Here is a 13,431-nt window from a genome sequence, read left to right as displayed (position 1 = left end):
CCAAAGTGATCACACTCCAATGGTCGAGTGTTCACTTTTCACCGCCGAAACTGTCCAATCTTCGAGCGCCGTCGACACCCCGATGGCGGCAGGTGGATGACCTTGGCCGCCACCCCATAAGAAGCGTCTCCGCTGCAGCGGTACAGCGCGGTCCAGAACCAGCGTCCATCTGGGTGCGAACACCCGGACGTCTGAAGCTGGTGCTCCGAGGCCGTTGGTCAAGGCGATGTCGGGACGTTGACGGGTGAGGGCTCGTCTCGGCTCCCCAGGAGGTTTTCTCGCGTGCTTCCGCCGGTCTGGTGCACGACCGTAAGTCGGGTAGTCGGGAGCGGACGCACCAGCTGGAATGCGGCGGCCGCGACCAACGTCACTGTGGCGAATCCGGTGAGTCCGCCGAGTCCACGGGTCTGCAGCCAGCCCCAGGCGATCACGGTGGAAAGGCCCAGGACCACGGCGGCGGTCAGCGTCCAGATGCCGTGGCGCCGCCGGCGTGGCTCGCTGGGTGGGGTGATCGTCCAGGCGCGTGGGGACTGCGCCAGGGTGACGGCGAGCAGGATGAGGAGGTTGATGCTCATGCCCACCCATACGGGGTGGATGCCGAGGTAGAACTGGTCGGGCTGCCAGCCTCCGAGTTGGTACCAGGTCAATCCGGTGAGGAAGCCGCAGCTCATGGCGGCGAGGACGGCGCGGCGGGTGGCGACCGGCCAGAAGAGCGCGCCGAGGACGGGGGCGAGGGTGGCCCCGTTGCGCAGGGTCCAGGCCAGGACGTTCCACCAGGCCGACTGCTCGGTGCGCAGGAAGCCGAAGGTGATCATCAGGGCGGTGAGCAGGACCAGCGACCAGCGGGTGTACCGCACTTGGTCGTCCTCGGTGGCTTGGGGCCGGATGGCCCGGCCGACGTCGCGGCCCAGGCTGGTGGCGCCGGAGAACTGGCATGGGCCGCCCCAGCCGAGGGCGCAGGCCCAGATGCCCAGGCAGAACACGGCAGTGAGCGGGGCGGGTAGCACTTGGGCGATGTAGAGGGGGACGGCGACCAGGCCGAGTGTCTGGTCGGGCACCACGAGGGCGGCGGCGAGGCCGAACACGACACCCAGGAGGATGAAGGGCGTGCCGAATCCGACGGCGTACACCAGGCCCTTGCGGCCCTCCTCGGGCGTGCGGCAGGACAGCGCCATCTGCAGCGCCGCTTGGGCCAGGATGACGTTGACGATGAACGTGCCGAACCATGCCACCACCAGCGGTAGCCCCACCCCGGACCAGTCGAACAGTGCTGGCTGAGATGCGGACAGGTCTGCCAGCCCGCTGAATCCGGGCTTGATGAGGAAGGCGGCCGCACCGAGCGCGAGCATCAGGGCGAAGACCACGCAGTTGGCTGTCTGGGTGAAGGCGATCGACCACATGCCTCCTGACCACAGGTAGAACAGCAGCAGGAGGGCGGTGCACACGATGGCCACCTGGATCGAGAGGCCGGTGAACGCGTGCAGCGCGGACGCGAAGGCGATGGCCGTGGCGACCGACCACATCGGGAAGGTGAACGCGGTGATCGCGCCGCCGACGCCGAGCGCGAGCCGGCCGTACCGGTCGCCGATCAGGCCGGAGATGGTCACCACCATCCGCTCCCGGAACGGCACGACCAGTAGCCCGGCGATGAGCAGGACCTGCACGGACTCCGCGACGCCGTACCAGATTGCTGACACGCCGGTGTGGTAGCTGAGCTCGAGGATGGCGATGAACGAGGAGCCCGAGAACAGGCCGGTGATGCAGAACGCGACTGTCAGCGGCCGGAACCGTCGACCACCGGCGAAGAAGTCGCGGCCGGCCGACTCGCGGCGGCGGGCGACGCGTCCCGCGCCGACCAGGAAGAGGGTGTAGGCCAGAGCCAGTCCGATCGTCCAGGCGCCGACGCCGGTCATCGCGCGTCCTCCACGACGGACCAGTCCTGGGTGATGGGTACGCCGGCGTCCTTGACCAGGTTGAACGCGGGGCAACGGCGTTCCACTTCGTCCTGCAGCCCGGGCAGCGCGTCCGGGTCGTCCAGCCCGAACCGGGCCCGCACCACCAGATCACGGAAGTGGGGGCTGACATCGGCAGTCCCGTGGAAGCCGCGGGTGTCCATGGTGGCCTCGATCCCGATGTCCAGCGCGGTGACGTGAAGCTGCTGTTCGGCGGCGACGGTCTCGACGACCACGGCGAGGCAGCCGGCGAGCGCGGCGACCACATACTCCATCGGGCTCGGGGCACTGTCATCTCCGCCCGCGGGAGCCGGCTCGGCGGTGTGGAAGGGATCGAGGTCGCGGACCTGGTGACGGGTCCGCATGGTTCCCTCCCAGCTGCTGTGGGTGCGGATCCGCTTCAACTGAGGACGGTCGGAACGTGTGGCAGACGGCGTGGTGGATGTGGACACAGGAAGACTCCGGGCAGGTCGAGGCGCCAAGGCATGGCCTGGTGCCAAAAGGGTGGGGGAGGGTGCGTGCCCTCGCGTGGGTCGAGCGGGTTTCAGCGGTGCAGCTGGCGAGGGCGACAGCGGTCTGCCGTCACCCGGCACAGATCGACGTGCCGGCGCGCGTAGAACCGGGCGGTGCGGCCGGGAGCGGCGTGCCGTGACGGCGCTGAATACATCGATCCTCCATCGGTCCTGGCGTTAGCACCCTCACCCGATTTCGGGGGGTTGCTGCAGCTTCGATGAGCCAGGTCTCTCAACTGCTCTGGATAGGCGCGGCCAACCTAACAGCCTCATCCGCCCGAAAGCCAACGTGTTCACCAGATGGACGGCAAGCGACGAGTAGCAAATCAAGCGGCCCCGCCTCCATCCGGATCGCTAACCGGGAGCGGTTCCGGTCGCATCAGGCCGACCGGGACGGAACCCGCATGTGTTGCAGGCCGCGCGCTGCCACCTGAGGCGCCGACAGTTCAGAGCATTCTGGCGTTGGTGTCGAACGTCAGGAGCCCGACATCCGTGACGCGTGTCTGACCACGAAGGCACGGTTGCCGATGCGCCAGAGCCCCTCTCCCTGTTGCAGGTTGCGTTCTTCAGACTGTTCGGTCAGTTCAGCGGGATTAGCGGCTGTCCGTGTTGTGGCCTTGCTGTGCCTTGAGACGGGGGATGGCGCTCAAGAGTGTTCGTGTGTAGGACGTCTGCGGCGACTCGAACAAGTCGGCGCACGACTGCTCCTCGACGATCTCGCCGCGGTAGATGACGCTCACCCGGTCGCACAGGGTACGGATGATGGACAGGTCGTGCGAGATGAAGAGGATGGAGAGGCCGAAGTCGTGTCTCAGGTCGCTGAGTAGGTTGACGATGCCGGCTTGCACGGACACGTCCAAGGCAGCGACCGGTTCGTCCGCGACCAACAACTGCGGGTTGATGGACAGTGCCCGCGCGATCGCCACCCGTTGGCGCTGCCCACCCGACATGCCCGCAGGCCGAGAGCCGAGCACGGACTCGGGTAGCCGCACCATCTCCATCAGCTCGCGGCACCTGTTGTCGATTGCCTGACCACGTAGTTCCGAGTGTCGTCGAATCATCTCCACGAGCGTCGATCTGATGCTCATGCGTGGGTCAAGTGAGCCGTAGGGATCTTGGAAGACCATCTGGATCTGGCGCCTGTCTTCACTCCTGCGCCTACGGTGGAGCACACGACCGTCGAACGTGATCCTTCCGGAGTCCACAGGCTGAAGGCCGACGACGGCGCGCGCGATGGTGGATTTTCCGGAGCCGGACTCTCCGACCAGGCCAATGATCTGACCGCGGCCGACGTCGAGAGACGCATTCTTGACCGCGTAGAAGCTGTCCTTGCCTCGCTTCTGTTTGAAGCTCACGACCAGGTCGCTGCACTGCAGCAGGGGGTCGGCCGTCATGGAGCGCCCTCCTCAGGACGGTCGAGCTGCAGGTGTTCGCGGATGGCGTCGGGTGGAGGTTTGCTACCGACCTGGTGCAAGCAGTGGACCTCACGCCCGGGGATGTCGGACATGTCGGGAATGGGCGCCACGACGCAGTCATCCTGTCGATATTCGCAGCGTGGGGCGAACGGGCAGCCGCTCATCTGGTGGTTTAGCGCCGGTGCGCTGCCCGGGATGGAGTAGAGGCGGCGGCTGATCTGGTCGATGTCGGGGGTGGAGTGCAACAGGGCCTCGGTATAGGGGTGCCGCGGATGGTCGAGGATCGCTCGAAGGTCGTTGGAGCCCTCCATGACGCGACCGGCGTACAGGACCGTCAGGGAATCGCACAGCTGGGCCACCACCGCGAGATCGTGAGTGACGTACAGCAGGCTGGCACCCAAGTCGTCCCGTAGGCGAGTGAACAGTCGCAGGATCTGCTTCTGCACGGTCACGTCGAGTGCTGTCGTAGGCTCGTCGCACAGCAGCAGTTTCGGCCTGCCTGCGACTGCGGCCGCGATCATGACTCGCTGCTTCAAACCCCCGGACAGCTCGAACGGGTAGGCATCGATCTTGGTCTCCGCGTCGTCGATGCCTGCTTGCTGCATGAGCTCGAGTGCGTACTTGCGTGCCTGTCTCTTGCGCATGCGGTCCTTGCGCATGACCGCATCGACGATCTGTTCGCCGACCGGGATGACCGGGTTCAGCGCTACCGCGGGCTCCTGGAAGATCATCGAGATCTTGGAACCCCGCAACTTCACGAGCCGCTTGGCGGTCGTTGCATGCTTGGAGCCTCCGAAGATGAACTCCTCGTCGTCGAAGACCATCCTTCCCGAGGTGACCTGGACGTTTGGCGGCAGTAGACCGAGGATCGCTCGTAGCGTGAGGCTCTTGCCTGATCCGGACTCACCAACCAAGCCGCGGGCCTCTCCCGGGTCGAGTGAGAACGACACGTCCTTGAGGGCGGTCAGACGCTGACCCTCGATCGTGACTTCGACGTTCAGCCCCTCGACAGTCAGCAGTGGTTCGGTCGTCTCCATCCTTCACCCGGCCTAGCGGTCGATCCGGAGAACGTGTGCAAGGCCATCTCCGATGAGAGCCAGAGCCAGGCTCGTGAGGATCACTGCACCCGCAGGGAACAGCGTCAAGCCGTAGTAACCTCCGGCGAGGAATTGTTGCCCGTCGGCCATCATCGACCCCCAGTCCGGTGTGGGGGGCACGATGCCGAGTCCGAAGTAGCTCAAGGTCACGATGACTCCGACGTTCATGACGATGTCACTCATCGAGTAGACGATGGCCTGGGTGGCCACGTTGGGGACAACGTGGCGAGTCAGTGTGCGCATCGTGGAGATTCCGCTGACCTGGCAAGCGGCGATGAACTCCTTGTTCCGCAGCACCATCGCCTCGCCTCTCACGATCCTTGCGTAGGCCACCCAGGACACCGCAGTGATCGCGATGAAGATGCTCTTGGCGCCGTTGCCGAGGATGAAGACAAGTGAGATGACCAAGATGAAGAAGGGGAACGCAGTGAAGATGTCAGCGACCCGCATGATGATGGTGTCGAACCAGCCGCCGAAGTATCCGCTGACCGCACCGATGACCATGCCGAGGATCCAGGGGGCAATCACGGCCGCGACCGCTATGGTCAGGTCGCTCCTGGTGCCGTAGATGACGCGGGCGAAGATGTCGCGGCCGAGGTTGTCCGTGCCGAAAAAATGTTCAGACGAGGGTGGCAGCAGCGCGTTCGGGACATCCGGGGCGGTGGGGCTGTGAGTCGTGATGAGCGGAGCGAAGATCGCGGTCAGCACGATGATCCCCAAAATCACCGATCCGAACCAGAGCTGGGCGTTGTGGCGCCGTGCCCATCGAGGAACCCAGTCTCGCGTCGTGGCTGCGGGCGCTAGCGTCGTTGGCGAGGTCATGCCATCCGCATCCTTGGGTCGAGTCGGGCGTAGATGAAGTCGGTGAGTAGGTAGACCAGCACGACCAGGAGGCCGAACATCAAGGTGCACGCCTGCACGACCGCGTAGTCCCGGTTGAGAATCCCTGCCATCAGCATGGACCCCATGCCCGGGATGGCGAAGACCTGCTCGATCACCAGAGCCCCGCTGGCCAGCGCTCCCACCTGAATGCCGAGGATACTCACCCCCGAGATGCTCGCGTTACGGAGCACGTAGCGACGGCGAATCGCGCCGTCCGCGAGACCCTTGGACCGAGCGAAGGCCACGTACTCACTGGCAAGCGACTCGATCATGGCCGTTTTGAGCCCGCGAACCAGCACCGGAACGATGGTCAGGGCGATCGTCAGAGCGGGCAGCACCAGGGCCCAGAGGCGTCCGGCAAGGTCAGTGGGGTAGCCACCGGCCGGGAAGACGGAGATCCGCACCCCGAGGAACAGGATCAGCATGCTGCCAATGAAGAAGGCCGGCGCTCCCTGGACGATCGCGTTGAACAGCCTCACCCCGTATGACGCCGGACCGACCGGTCGCGCCGCACTCCACGAAGCCAACGGGATGGCAATCAGTGTCGCAAATATGGCGCTAAGTACGATCAGAGCGAGGGTCACTGGAAGCCGCTCGCCCATCAACGTCGTGATCGGGGTGCGAAAGTAGATTGAGTCTCCCAGATCACCGTGGAATAGCTGACCGAGGTACCTGACGTACTGGGACGGCAGGCTGCCGTCCAACCCCAATGTGTGGCGCAGTGCCGCCACAGACGCCGGGTTGGCTTTCTCTCCCAATGCGATACGAGCTGGATCACCCGGCGCGAGGTGCATGAGCAGGAAGGAGATGGTGACCACTCCCCACACGACCGGAACCGCGAGGAGCAGTCTCCGTCTCACCCAGCGCGGCACGGCCCATTCCTCGCCAGGCGCACGGTGCGTTGGAGCGATCCCCGTGCGGCCGAGTCAGCCGGCGACCTGGCGCACCCCGGCTGCGTGCCGGTCACTTGGAGATCCAGACCTTCTCGAGGAAGTAGTTGCCGGTGCCGCCCGGGTGGAAGCCCTGCACCTTGTTGGAGTAGGAGAACACACCGGGCGCGTAGTACAGGGGGATGTAGGGGACCTGGTCCGCGATGATCTGCTGCATCTGGTCGTAGGCCTTCTTGCGTTCGCTCTGGCTCGAGACACTGCTGGCCTTCTCGGCCAACTTGTCCATCTTGGCGCTTTTGAACCCGGTGTAGATGGTGTGCACGCCCCCGTCGTAGGTGCCCGCGAATCGGGCGATCTCGTCGGGGTCGACGATGTCGGTCGTGTAGAGACCGAGGAGGAGGTCGAAGTTGCCTGCGTGCCTCGCGGTCACCACCGCGGCGGGGTCGATGGTATTGATCTTGACCTTGATCCCGATCTTGGCGAGATCGCTCTGGATGAGCTGGGCCTCAGTGGACGCGTCCTGGTCGCCCGAGGCCACGGTGATCGATGTCGAGAAACCATTCGGAGCGCTCGACTTCGCCAGAGCAGCCTTGGCTGCAGCGACATCTGCCTGGACCGGCTTGATCGTCGAGTCGTGGGCCCAGGTCACCGGCGAGAGATAGGCTCCTGCGACCTGCCCGTGTCCGTAGAGGACGGCCTTCAGGATGGCTTGCTTGTCGATCGCCAGGCTGATCGCCTTGCGGACGTTGATGTCATCGAACGGCTTGTGGGTCGTGTTCATGGCGAAGTAGTCCACTTCGCTCGAGGGGAAGGCGGTGACCTTCACATTGGACTGCGCCTGCAGCGCCTTGATACTGGAGTAGGCAGGAGCCTGGTTGATCTGGATCTGATTGCTCGCCAGCTGGGTCCCACGCGTGTTGCCGTCGGGCACCACAGTGAACGTTACCGAATCCAGGTACGGGACCTTCTTGTCCCAGTAGTGGGGATTCTTGACGAGCTTGAGGCTGCTTCCCTTGGACCAACTGGCGAACTTGAACGGACCGGACCCCACGGGGTTCTTGTCGAACTGCTGCTGTGTCTTCCCGCCGTAGTCCTTCGGCACGACCGAGTTAGCGTACAACGCCATGTCGGCCGGCAACGGCGCCCACGGTTTCTTGGTGTGGATGACGACTGTGTGGTCGTTCGGCGTGTCGATCTTCGAGATGATCTCGTCGATGAAGGCGAAGGGGGCGTCCGGCTTCTGGTTCTGCTGGATCGAGAATTTGACGTCGCCGGCGGTGACGGGGTTGCCGTCGCTGAACTTGGCGTCCTTGCGCAGGTTGAACGTCCAACTCAACTTGTCCGACGATTGCTTCCACGACGTGGCCAGCGACGGCAGGACGGTCTTGCCGTCCTCGGACGGGACGGCAAGGGTGCTGTAGATCTCCTCCATGGTCCAGATCGACGCGTTGTCAGTGGGGACCGAGGGGATGAGGCTGGTCACGTCATCTGCGCGTGCCAGCACCAAGTCGCCACCGGCTTGGGGCTCACCGGCGCTGGTGGACGATCCTGCCGGCGATCCTCCAGACGATGAGCAAGCCGCCAGGGCCGCAACGGCTGATGCCAAGACCGCACCACGCAGAACCTTCGAGTGCTTCACAAGAATGACCTCCTACCGAGTCGCTACATGGACACGGGTGCGAGAACGCCCGGCGCAGATCAGACACCTGAAAATCACTTTAGCGGCAAGTCGTGGACGACCGACGAAATTGCTCGCCCCGACACGCCCGGAATTGTCGATTGGGCCTGCGCCTGAGCGCGCTCAGGAGCGGCGTGCGGCGTTCGACGCCGCCCTGGGTCGCGCCGGCGAACTAGTTGATGGTGAACACGTCGTTCAGACTCAGGCAGGTCAGCGCCTGACCCTTTCCATGGCCGATCGTGTCGCCGTAGCCGTGGTAGACGAGACCACGGGTACCGGGCTGAGAATTGAGATGCAGTTGCCGGCTGTCTTGTGCGTCGCCCCAACTGTGCAGCGTGGAACGCAACGTCAGGCCGGATAGACCGGGAGTCCTGAAGAACTCCAGGCCAATGGAGTCCCCGTTGCCGGCGAACCGGTTGCGGTCGCTGAAGTAGATGGTTGTCTGTGAAGCGGGGTTGTTGGTAGGCCCGCCCATCCCTGAGACCAGCCGCTCCGTGTCGGCATCCTTGATGAATTCGCCCGTGCAGAAGCCGGTTCTTCCGTCTTCCTGCGTCATCGTGAGAGTGAATCGGATCCAGATCCAATCCCCGTTGATGTTCGGATTGTGCATGATGTCTTGGAACGTGTCGGCCATTGAGGTCTCCTTCTCGTGAGGTCCGACACGGTTGCCGGACAACAGGAGGAGTCCTGGCGCGTGCGGGTGATACCTCTCTTTGCCCAACACCAGCGAGTAGCGCCCCCCGTCGGAGGGCGCGCCCTCGGAGAGCGAGCCGCGGTAGCGGATGTCGGGTGCCTCTATGCCGTGCTTCGCGACCATGGGCTGGATGATGTGCTTCGGGTGCGGAACTGCCCTTTCTGGCCTCGGGACGTCGTCGAGTAGGTCGACCACTTTCGACAGCAGGGCCGTGGCCGGGATGGTCAAGCAGGCGTCCGTCGTGGGTGCAGGACAGCCTGACAGGGTGACAGCCGCCATCGACATGCCCTCCGGCTGGGCGAGCGGGTCGACGCTGTGGGCGACCGCAGGCACGCGCCGACGCTGTGGGCGACGGCAGGCAACGGATCAGGACGTGGACGTTGCGGGCTTTGATGCCGCGGGCCGTCGAGCGGGCCGGGGAATAGCAATCTGCTGGTGCAGCGGCGCCAGCGAGATCCAGACTGGCTGGCTTACGGCGTTGGGCGGCCCAGGCTGATGGCGGACAGGATCTCGTAGGCGACATGTGCGGCGGCGATCCCCGAACTCCAAGAAGGCCCGCGAGGTCGCCATCCCACGCTCGGTAGCGGAGGTGCTCGCCCGCCGGATCGAGGGCCGCAGCACCGACGACCTGGTCTTCACCACTCCGGCCGGCACACCGCTACGCAACCTCAACTGGCGCGACGTGCACTGGAACCAGGTCTGCAAGGAGCTCGGCCTGGCGGGCGTGACCCGCACGACCTGCGCCGGACCTTCGGCAACCTCGCCCGTCAGGCCGGCGCCGATCTGCTTTACATCCAACAAGGCCCTGGGGAACTCCTCGATCACCGTGACGGCCGCCATCTACGCTCACCTGTTCGACACCGAGCTGGACCAGGTCAGCGACGCGCTGGACCGCATCACCGATGCGGCATCCGGCCCAAATACGGTCCAAGCACCCAAATCCCGGCCCGGAATAGGCGCCGTGACCGACCGCCGCACCCCTTCTGACCTGCGCAAACGTGTGGAACCGCCTATCGGAATCGAACCGATGACCTATTCATCACGAGGGAGTTGCAGGGTGAATTTAGCGTTGTGAGATCCTGAATTCCCGTGGCAGTCACAGCAATTCACTTCGCCCACGATGGTCGATTTCGGTTGGCGCATGGCCAAAATGCGGCCTGGCAAGACCAGCCTGAGCCCGCCAGTGGAGGGCACTTGAGAGCCGGCACTGCCGGAGCCCCAAGCGGGCCAACGGTCGTCATCAGTGGCGCAGAGGCGCTTGACTGTGCTACACGTCCTCAAGAGTCATGATGCTGCTTGTCGCCGAGGTGATACGAGTCGGACAGCCCTGATCGCACCCGCAGATGTGGCCGTTGGTGGGGGCCTGGCCGGTGCCGGTGACCCTTGGCCGATTCCGCTGCGCAACAATGTCGCCACCCGCCTAGGCGGGCACCCCTGACCCATGCGTCGTCGCGGTCCAGCTCGGTGAGCGCCCCGGCTTGTCGGCGGGACTGATGGCGCGACACCTGGTGGAGGCAGCACAATGACTCTTATCCGCACCACCGCGTCGATTGTCGAGCCGGGCGCGTTGATGCAGGGCGGCGGCTGGCTGGGGGAGGGACCGGCGTGATCCTGACCGTCACGCTCAACGCGGCCTTGGACGTCACCTACTCAGTGCCAGCGCTGGTCGAAGGCGCTTCCCACCGTGTCGATGAGGTCCACACCAGGGCAGGCGGCAAGGGCGTCAACGTGGCTCGGGTCCTGCACGACTTCGGGTATGACGTCTTGGCCACGGGTCTGGCGGGTGGCGCCAGCGGAGACCGGCTCAGGGCCGACCTGGACTCGGCCGGGGTGTGCCACGCGTTCGGCGCGGTCGCAGGTGATTCACGACGGACGGTCACGGTGGTCTCCGAGGCCACAGGTGAAGCTACGGTCCTCAATGAGCCGGGCCCTGTCATTTCTGGACCGGAGTGGCAGGCGTTCCTGTCGCACTTCGCCGACCTGGTGGCCGACGCCGACCTCGTGGTCTGCTCCGGATCGCTGCCGCCCGGTCTTCCCCACGGCGCATATGGCCAGCTGTGCGAGGCCGCCACCGCGCAGCATGCAGAAACCTTCCTTGACGCCCAGGGAACCGACCTCTTGGCGGCGCTGGCCGCTGGCCCGGCACTGGTCAAGCCCAATCGCGACGAGCTGCTCGCCACTGTCGGCGGCGACGACCTCTGGGCCGGGGCGGCTCGGCTGCGCGAGCTCGGAGCGCATAGTGTCGTGGCCTCGCTGGGGCCGAACGGCATGCTCGCGCTCACTCCGGACGGCGCGTGGCGAGCCACTCCCGGGGCTGCGCTGACCGGTAACCCGACCGGCGCCGGCGACGCAGCCGTGGCAGCCCTGGCTGCCGGCCACGTCGAGGGGACGGATTGGCCGGAGCGGCTGCGCCGCGCTGTCGCGTGGTCGGCCGCCGCAGTCCGGTCGCCCTATGCCGGGCACGTTGACCCATCCATCGCTGCCCACCTGCGGGCGGACGTCGCGCTCAAGGAGACCCATGACTCTGACATCGACTGGTGAGATCGTCGCTGCCGCCCGAGCGGCCGGGCAGGGAGTGGGCGCGCTGAACGTCATACAGCTGGAGCATGCAGAAGCGATCGCTGCCGGAGCCGAGACGGCCAAGAGGCCGGTGCTGCTGCAGATCAGCGAGAACTGCGTGCGCTACCACGGCGCGCTGCGTCCGCTTGCCCTCGCCAGTAGGGCCGTCGCCGAGGCCGCCGCGGTCCCGGTCGGCTTGCACCTGGACCACGCGGAGTCAGAGGACCTCGTTCAGGAGGCGGTAGCGCTGGGCTTCACCTCCGTGATGTTCGACGCGTCCCAGCTGGACTATCGAGACAACGTGGAACGGACCACCCGCGTGACGAGTCGATGCCATGAAGCGGGCGTTTTCGTTGAGGCCGAGCTCGGTGAGGTTGGCGGGAAGGACGGCGCCCATGCGCCCGGGGTGCGCACCGATCCGGAGGAGGCGGCGTTGTTCGTCGAGGCCACGGGGGTCGACGCGCTCGCCGTCGCTGTGGGCACCTCGCACGCGATGACGAGCAAGGACGCGGCCCTCGACTACGACCTCATCGCCGAACTCCAGACAGCTGTGCCGGTGCCGCTGGTCCTGCACGGCTCCTCGGGGGTCAGCAACGAGGGACTGGTTCGGGCGATCCGATCGGGCATGACCAAGGTCAACGTGGCAACCCACTTCAACGTGGTCTTCACGTCGGCAGCGCGCGACTACCTCGCAGCCAACCCCGACGTTGTGGACACACGCAAGTACCTCGGGGCCGCGCGCGCAGCGATGGCCGATGAGGTGCAGCAGTTGCTCACCCTCTTCGCGGAGGCCCGACGTGGCGGTCGCGTGAGTTGAACCGACACCCGCGGACTCTCACGAGGGGAATCAGTTGGACCCGCGACCTGAGGAGCCACTGAGCTGAGCTGGCTCGAGGCACCTCAGAGACGCACGTGGGACACCAGGTCGGGGTCGAGCCCCAACTGTCCGGCTACGGCTTCACGAACAGCGACACGGATCGATTCTTCGACGGAATCGCCACGAACGCGGCCGCTCATGGCGACCATCGCTCCCGGCCCGGACGCGGCGGTTGCGACCTGAACCAGCACAACAACGTCCGAGGGGGCCAGGTCGGCCGGGGACGCCACAGCGGCGGCGACAGCCTCGGCCAATCGGGACGGCATCTCCGGATCCCGGTGCGGGCCCGTGGTGACGGTGATCCACGGCATGGGCGATCCTTCATGGGTGAGTGTTGGCGGAGCGGTCGTGGCGCAACCCTATGTGGTCGTGGGCGGCTCCGGAGTCCTCGCCCCGCTGGGGCGTCTGCTGGCCGGGCCCAAAGCCATCACTGTCGGCATCTCGCGCGGCAACCGTCTGGCGCGGGGCGATTGGGATCAACGGGTGGCCCTCGACGCCCACGACGCTGGTGCGCTACGCCAATTCGGGTCAAGGTACTCGAAGGTCGAGGCGGTGATTGCCTACGAGCCTGCGCTGTCGCAGCAAGGATGGGAGGTGTTGACGCGACTCGCGCGACGTCGAGTCATTGTGCTGCCCTCCCGCTACGCCGACCCGGAATCAAGTCAGCGATCGTTAGAGGGCTGGCTGGCCCCAGGCGGGGTGACGTCCGTGCAGTTGGGCTGGGCAGGGCCGGCGGATCGGCCCCACTGGCACACAGCCGACGAGATCAGCGAAGTGGCTTTCAGGGCCCTCTCGTGCGCCGCAGGCAGCCGGCTCGTGTTGGGTCGGATCAAGCCTTGGAGCGAGAGACCACGATGAGCCCGGAAATTGCCCCT

General features: G+C 65.7%; 13 protein-coding genes and 1 riboswitch. Of the genes, 4 read left to right on the top strand and 9 right to left on the bottom strand.

Features of this window, described 5'->3' with window-relative positions; genetic code table 11:
- Positions 1 to 218: 218 nt before the first annotated feature.
- The 8 genes from FCN22_RS19675 to FCN22_RS21980 all read right to left on the bottom strand — a co-directional run bounded on the left by FCN22_RS19675 (position 219) and on the right by FCN22_RS21980 (position 9,453).
- Complete coding sequence (locus tag FCN22_RS19675) at positions 219 to 1,913, bottom strand: sodium:solute symporter family protein (protein ID WP_137123269.1); 1,695 nt, start codon at positions 1,911 to 1,913, stop codon at positions 219 to 221.
- The gene (locus tag FCN22_RS19670) at positions 1,910 to 2,317 is read right to left on the bottom strand and encodes an OsmC family protein (RefSeq protein ID WP_137123268.1); all 408 of its coding nucleotides are present in this window, start codon (positions 2,315 to 2,317) and stop codon (positions 1,910 to 1,912) included. The genes FCN22_RS19675 and FCN22_RS19670 overlap by 4 nt, the downstream gene beginning before the upstream one ends.
- 306 nt (positions 2,318 to 2,623) lie before the next feature.
- Positions 2,624 to 2,716: riboswitch (SAM riboswitch) on the bottom strand.
- A gap of 341 nt (positions 2,717 to 3,057) precedes the next feature.
- The gene (locus FCN22_RS19665; RefSeq protein ID WP_137123267.1) at positions 3,058 to 3,858 is read right to left on the bottom strand and encodes an ABC transporter ATP-binding protein; all 801 of its coding nucleotides are present in this window, start codon (positions 3,856 to 3,858) and stop codon (positions 3,058 to 3,060) included.
- Complete coding sequence (locus FCN22_RS19660) at positions 3,855 to 4,916, bottom strand: ABC transporter ATP-binding protein (RefSeq protein ID WP_137123266.1); 1,062 nt, start codon at positions 4,914 to 4,916, stop codon at positions 3,855 to 3,857. The genes FCN22_RS19665 and FCN22_RS19660 overlap by 4 nt, the downstream gene beginning before the upstream one ends.
- Positions 4,917 to 4,928: 12 nt before the next feature.
- On the bottom strand, positions 4,929 to 5,798 hold the full coding sequence (locus FCN22_RS19655; protein WP_137123265.1) for an ABC transporter permease: 870 nt from the start codon (positions 5,796 to 5,798) through the stop codon (positions 4,929 to 4,931).
- On the bottom strand, positions 5,795 to 6,718 hold the full coding sequence (locus FCN22_RS19650) for an ABC transporter permease (RefSeq protein WP_274381643.1): 924 nt from the start codon (positions 6,716 to 6,718) through the stop codon (positions 5,795 to 5,797). Before FCN22_RS19650 ends, FCN22_RS19655 begins: the two co-directional genes overlap by 4 nt.
- Before the next feature lie 103 nt (positions 6,719 to 6,821).
- Entirely contained in the window at positions 6,822 to 8,231 is a 1,410-nt protein-coding gene (locus tag FCN22_RS19645; protein ID WP_137123263.1) for an ABC transporter substrate-binding protein, read from the bottom strand.
- Positions 8,232 to 8,598: 367 nt separating this feature from the next.
- Positions 8,599 to 9,453, bottom strand: coding sequence for a hypothetical protein (locus FCN22_RS21980; RefSeq protein ID WP_202911701.1), 855 nt, complete (start codon positions 9,451 to 9,453; stop codon positions 8,599 to 8,601).
- A gap of 256 nt (positions 9,454 to 9,709) precedes the next feature.
- Here FCN22_RS21980 and FCN22_RS19635 point away from each other — a divergent pair, with 256 nt between their 5' ends.
- The 3 genes from FCN22_RS19635 (at position 9,710) to FCN22_RS19625 (ending at position 12,496) form a co-directional block, all read left to right on the top strand.
- Positions 9,710 to 10,195 (top strand): hypothetical protein, encoded by a 486-nt coding sequence (locus FCN22_RS19635; RefSeq protein ID WP_137123262.1) that lies wholly within the window; start codon positions 9,710 to 9,712, stop codon positions 10,193 to 10,195.
- Between the two features lie 530 nt (positions 10,196 to 10,725).
- Entirely contained in the window at positions 10,726 to 11,661 is a 936-nt protein-coding gene (locus tag FCN22_RS19630) for a 1-phosphofructokinase family hexose kinase (RefSeq protein WP_137123261.1), read from the top strand.
- The gene (locus FCN22_RS19625; RefSeq protein WP_137123260.1) at positions 11,639 to 12,496 is read left to right on the top strand and encodes a class II fructose-bisphosphate aldolase; all 858 of its coding nucleotides are present in this window, start codon (positions 11,639 to 11,641) and stop codon (positions 12,494 to 12,496) included. Before FCN22_RS19630 ends, FCN22_RS19625 begins: the two co-directional genes overlap by 23 nt.
- A gap of 83 nt (positions 12,497 to 12,579) precedes the next feature.
- On the opposite strand, the gene FCN22_RS19620 is transcribed toward FCN22_RS19625, so the two are convergent.
- The gene (locus FCN22_RS19620) at positions 12,580 to 12,867 is read right to left on the bottom strand and encodes a hypothetical protein (RefSeq protein ID WP_137123259.1); all 288 of its coding nucleotides are present in this window, start codon (positions 12,865 to 12,867) and stop codon (positions 12,580 to 12,582) included.
- Here FCN22_RS19620 and FCN22_RS19615 point away from each other — a divergent pair.
- Entirely contained in the window at positions 12,845 to 13,414 is a 570-nt protein-coding gene (locus FCN22_RS19615) for a hypothetical protein (protein ID WP_137123258.1), read from the top strand. The two genes, FCN22_RS19620 and FCN22_RS19615, sit on opposite strands and share 23 nt — an antisense overlap.
- Positions 13,415 to 13,431 lie beyond the last annotated feature (17 nt).

Origin of the sequence: Segeticoccus rhizosphaerae (assembly GCF_005222685.1) — a bacterium.
In the GTDB taxonomy this organism is placed as follows: Bacteria; Actinomycetota; Actinomycetes; order Actinomycetales; family Dermatophilaceae; genus Segeticoccus; species Segeticoccus rhizosphaerae.
Note: the sequence above shows the minus strand (reverse complement) of the source record. Positions and strands in the feature narration are given on the sequence as shown.

Excerpts from the sequence above, each read along its gene's own strand:
- FCN22_RS19665 (WP_137123267.1), bottom strand. The coding sequence starts at position 3,858 with ATGACGGCCGACCCCCTGCTGCAGTGCAGCGACCTGGTCGTGAGCTTC.
- FCN22_RS19655 (WP_137123265.1), bottom strand. The coding sequence starts at position 5,798 with ATGACCTCGCCAACGACGCTAGCGCCCGCAGCCACGACGCGAGACTGG.
- FCN22_RS19660 (WP_137123266.1), bottom strand. The coding sequence starts at position 4,916 with ATGGAGACGACCGAACCACTGCTGACTGTCGAGGGGCTGAACGTCGAA.
- FCN22_RS19675 (WP_137123269.1), bottom strand. The coding sequence starts at position 1,913 with ATGACCGGCGTCGGCGCCTGGACGATCGGACTGGCTCTGGCCTACACC.
- FCN22_RS19625 (WP_137123260.1), top strand. The coding sequence starts at position 11,639 with ATGACTCTGACATCGACTGGTGAGATCGTCGCTGCCGCCCGAGCGGCC.
- FCN22_RS19620 (WP_137123259.1), bottom strand. The coding sequence starts at position 12,867 with ATGCCGTGGATCACCGTCACCACGGGCCCGCACCGGGATCCGGAGATG.
- FCN22_RS19670 (WP_137123268.1), bottom strand. The coding sequence starts at position 2,317 with ATGCGGACCCGTCACCAGGTCCGCGACCTCGATCCCTTCCACACCGCC.